General features: G+C 68.9%; 1 protein-coding gene. It reads right to left on the bottom strand.

All coding sequences use genetic code 11. The annotated features are described in order from the left end of the window. Window positions 1–56 precede the first annotated feature (56 nt). Window positions 57–1,256, bottom strand: a complete 1,200-nt coding sequence (locus MKK82_RS00010) for an IS256 family transposase (protein WP_243984154.1) — start codon at window positions 1,254–1,256, stop codon at window positions 57–59. Window positions 1,257–1,417 lie beyond the last annotated feature (161 nt).

Here is a 1,417-nt window from a genome sequence, read left to right as displayed (position 1 = left end):
CTGGCGTGGTGTAGCTTCGGCGTGGCCACCACGATCACCGGCCGGGGCCGGATTGATCAGGCTGCCAGGGTGGGCAGGCTGACGAGGGGATCATCGCCGATCGGGGCGATGCTTTCCAGGGTGAGGTAGCGGGAGCGCTGGACGGCCCACTCGTCGTTCTGTTCCAGCAGGATCGCGCCGACGAGGCGCGTGATGGCAGCCTCGTTGGGGAAGATGCCGACCACCTCGGTCCGGCGCTTGATCTCGCCGTTCAGGCGTTCCAGCGGGTTCGTGGAGTGCAGCTTGACCCGATGGGCGGTCGGGAAGCCCATGTAGGCCAGCACGTCGGGCTCCGCCTCGTCCATCAGGGCTGCGAGCTTGGGGACCTTCGGCCGGAGTTGGTCGGCCACGCGCCGCCACTGGAGCCGGGCCGCCTCGGCGTCGTCCTGGGCAAATGCCGTGGCGATGAAGGCGGAGACGACACGCCGCCCGCTGCGTCCGGCATGAGCGAGCACGTTGCGCATGAAGTGGACGCGGCAACGCTGCCAGGTCGCGTTCATCACCTTGGCCACCGACGCGTTGATGCCCTCGTGGGCGTCCGAGATCACCAGCTTGACCCCGCGCAGGCCGCGGCGCGCCAGCTTGCGCAGGAACGCGGTCCAGAAGGTCTCAGCCTCGGAGGGGCCGACGTCCATGCCGAGCACCTCGCGCCGGCCGTCAGTGTTCACGCCGACCGCCACGATCACGGCGACAGAGACGATGCGGCCGTCCTGGCGCACCTTCACGTAGGTCGCGTCGATCCAGAGGTAGGGCCACTCGCCCTCGAGCGGCCGGCCGAGGAACGCGCCCACGCGCTCGTCGATTTCCTGGCAGAGCCGGCTGACCTGGCTCTTCGACACGCCCGTGCCGCCCATCGCCTGGACGAGATCATCGACCGAACGGGTCGAGATGCCCTGGATGTAGGCCTCCTGGATCACGGCGGTGAGCGCCTTCTCGGCCATCCGGCGCGGCTCCAAGAAGGCCGGGAAGTACGACCCCTTACGCAGCTTCGGGATGCGCAGTTCGACCATGCCGGCGCGCGTCTGCCAGTCTCGGTCACGGTAGCCATTGCGCTGGACCAACCGCTCTGCGCTCTTCTCGCCATGGGCGGCGCCGGTCAGGCCACCCACCTCCAACTCCATCAGCCGCTCAGCGGCAAAACCGATCATCTCGCGCAGGAGATCTGTGTCGTCGCTCTTCTCCATCAGCCCGCGCAGGGCCATCATCTCGTCGGTCATCGGGGGTCTCTCGGGTTCGGGGTTGGCGCTCGCAACCCGACCCTACCCGGCAACCGCCGATGACCACCCCGCGGGGAGCCCCGCCCGCCACAGCCCTGTGGAAGGCGCGCGGACGGGCTTCCTCGCTACCGCCGAGCTACACCACCATCAGGGACACGACC

Source organism: Methylobacterium sp. E-046, from assembly GCF_022829625.1.
Lineage (GTDB): Bacteria > Pseudomonadota > Alphaproteobacteria > Rhizobiales > Beijerinckiaceae > Methylobacterium > Methylobacterium longum.
The sequence above is the reverse complement of the archived record's forward strand: the minus strand, read 5'-3'. Positions and strand labels throughout refer to the sequence as shown.

What these genes read in the sequence shown, in the direction of transcription:
- MKK82_RS00010 (WP_243984154.1), bottom strand. Translation starts at nt 1,256, where the DNA reads ATGACCGACGAGATGATGGCCCTGCGCGGGCTGATGGAGAAGAGCGAC.